The following is a 2,461-nucleotide window of genomic DNA, read 5'->3' on the forward strand; positions in this document are numbered from 1 at the left end:
GCCGCATCAGGCTTGCGCATTTGCCAACCCAGTTAGCCAGCAAGGAACGCGACAGCTCCATGCCGTCACGGGCATAAATGCCACTCTGGCGGTACAGGGGAAGATGATCGGCATATTTCGAGACCAGCGCATGGGCGAGAAGATGGGCCGAGGGCATGCCGCGTTCCACCGGCAGGGATGGCATGGGCCGTTGTACCATGCTCTCGCAAGACCGGCACGACAGGCTCGGACGGACATGACGGATCACCCTGAAGTGGCCGGGCACATAATCGAGGATCTCGGTGATATCTTCGCCAACCTGTTTCAGTGTGCCACCACAGTGGGGGCAATCCCCCTGCGGTTCATGACGCACCTCTTCACGCGGCAGATGGTCGGGCAATGCCCGGCGTTTGCGCTTTTCTGGCAGGGAGGTTTCGCCAGTGATCGAAGCGCTCGCATCAGGGTGGTCAAGGGCAACGGGATCATCGTCCCCGGAAGCCTCGCTTTCGAGTTCCTCCAGCGATAATTCCAGCTGGGCGATCTCCCGATGGATCTTCTCGGACGATTTGCCAAACGCCACTTTACGCAACCGGGCGATGGTGAGCTTCAGCTTCTCGATCTCCAGCGCTTTGAGCTGAAGACCGGATTTGGCCGCCGCCAGCTCCTGGCGGGAAGCTGCCAACTCATCGGCAAGAGAGTGCTGAAGCACCGTAAACGCATCGGCCTGACGGGCGATGATGGCTTTAAGGTCCTCAATGCTGTCGGGGAGATCGGCGGGCGGGTTTTGCATGGCCCAATTATAGCCAATACGCCGCTTCAACCCAAGCGTTTCTGCCGGTTCCGATCAAAAAATATCCGCTTGGTTGCGGTCTTATCCGGCCATCTCCGGACGCCATGTGCGCTGCGGCATCCGCCAGTCAATCCCTTCCAGCAACATGCTCAATTGCGCCGATGTTACATGAGCAACCCCGTCGTTTGCCGAGGGCCAGACGAACCGGCCCCGTTCCAGTCTTTTGGCGAACAGACAGAACCCCTGGCCATCCCACGCCAAAATCTTGATCAGATCGCCCCGGCGCCTGCGAAACACAAACAGATGACCGGTAAAAACATCCTTGCCCAAAACCTCCTGCACCAGCATTGACAGGCCGTTCATGCCTTTGCGCATGTCTGTTCGGCCCAACGCCAGATAAACACGCACACCACCCGCGACCTGGATCATGAGACCTCCAGAACAGACAAGAGGTGCTTCAACGTGCGGGGCGGGATCGTTTCACGCACTTCAACACGACGGCCATTGCACAGGGTGATGACAATCCGGGCAATCTCGGCCTCATCAACCGGTTCAGACAAAGAGATATCTTGCGGGCGATCAGAAGAATTATCCGCAACATCCTGGCGGTCGGTCAGCGCGACCGGCACAAAAGTCGGGCTGCCATCTGTCGGCCTGCCATACTGTCGACGCCACTTATTCAGGGTGCTGTAACCAATCCCTTTCCGGGCGGCAAAGTCCCGAACCGACAAACCGGAACCAAAACTCGCGGCAGCAAGACGCTGCTTTTCCTCTGTCGTCAGACTGCGTCCGTTGACAATGTCATAACTACATATGTCGGCCAAATCCCGATTTCCCGAGCTGTTCGGAGACACCGCTCCCTCTTGCTCATAAAATCCGGTCTTTCGCTCTCTCCCGCAAGGTAGCCGTGAGGGGACGCTTACGATTCTTGTGCATTCGATCGGTTATTTTCGATTGTTTCCTGCAATAGATTTCCCCATCTTCACCGCACAAACCCCACTTATCTGCGCACGTCACTTCGTTTAGACAACGAAACAGAAGCCTACTGCAATTATAGATTGATGAATTCACAGTACCTTAACGACCACCTATCACGGTAGATGTAAAACACTAATACAGATTTCCCAAAGTAGGGCGCATTACTGCGCCCCACTCCGTCACACCGTCATTAACTGCTTTGCCAGTTTGCAGCAATTACGGCCTGAGTATTCTGAAAATCGGTACTGTTACGATCCAAACTGTCAACCGACACTTCATTGACACCAAAAACCGACATTGCATCGACAAGGTTTTGCACATTCGAAGCTTGTAGCGTACTGCCACCAACTTCGATTGCTCCAACCTGCTGACCGTTCGAGGCATACCAATCAGCCACCGTCAAACTATCATCGGATCCAAGGAGCTGAATCATCAAGTCGTCACCTTGCTGGAACAGCCAGACTTCTTCAGCCGCCAGTTCAGTTCCCAAGGAGATAGTATCTATTGGATCGGCATTAACAATAACGTCGTGATCCGCTCCCCGTCCAAACATGAAAGTATCTGCTCCCGATCCACCGGTTAAGGTGTCACTACCAGAACCACCATAGAAAGTATCATTCCCGGCGTTACCAACAAGTACATCATCCAGAGCAGACCCAACGATAAAATCATCGCCAACTGTTGCATCCGCATACGCCCCTGGCACATCGAGAT

General features: G+C 54.6%; 3 protein-coding genes and 1 pseudogene. All 4 read right to left on the minus strand.

Annotation, left to right across the window (positions count from 1 at the left end):
- The coding region (locus TH25_RS24470) for an IS66 family transposase zinc-finger binding domain-containing protein (protein WP_258549301.1) at positions 1 to 769 on the minus strand (769 nt) is incomplete at its 3' end.
- An 81-nt stretch (positions 770 to 850) separates the two neighbouring features.
- On the minus strand, positions 851 to 1,198 hold the full coding sequence (gene tnpB, locus TH25_RS24475) for an IS66 family insertion sequence element accessory protein TnpB (RefSeq protein WP_114090847.1): 348 nt from the start codon (positions 1,196 to 1,198) through the stop codon (positions 851 to 853).
- Positions 1,195 to 1,593: an IS66 family insertion sequence element accessory protein TnpA gene (tnpA, locus tag TH25_RS24480; RefSeq protein WP_181847840.1), complete on the minus strand. Its 399-nt coding sequence runs from the start codon at positions 1,591 to 1,593 to the stop codon at positions 1,195 to 1,197. Before tnpA ends, tnpB begins: the two co-directional genes overlap by 4 nt.
- Before the next feature lie 344 nt (positions 1,594 to 1,937).
- Positions 1,938 to 2,461: pseudogene (locus TH25_RS24485) on the minus strand (hypothetical protein); the annotation flags it as partial.

It is taken from the genome of Thalassospira profundimaris (genome assembly GCF_003326755.1).
GTDB lineage: Bacteria > Pseudomonadota > Alphaproteobacteria > Rhodospirillales > Thalassospiraceae > Thalassospira > Thalassospira profundimaris_B.

Bases quoted from the DNA above. Each gene is read 5' to 3' on its own strand.
- tnpB (WP_114090847.1), bottom strand. From the start codon at position 1,198: ATGATCCAGGTCGCGGGTGGTGTGCGTGTTTATCTGGCGTTGGGCCGA.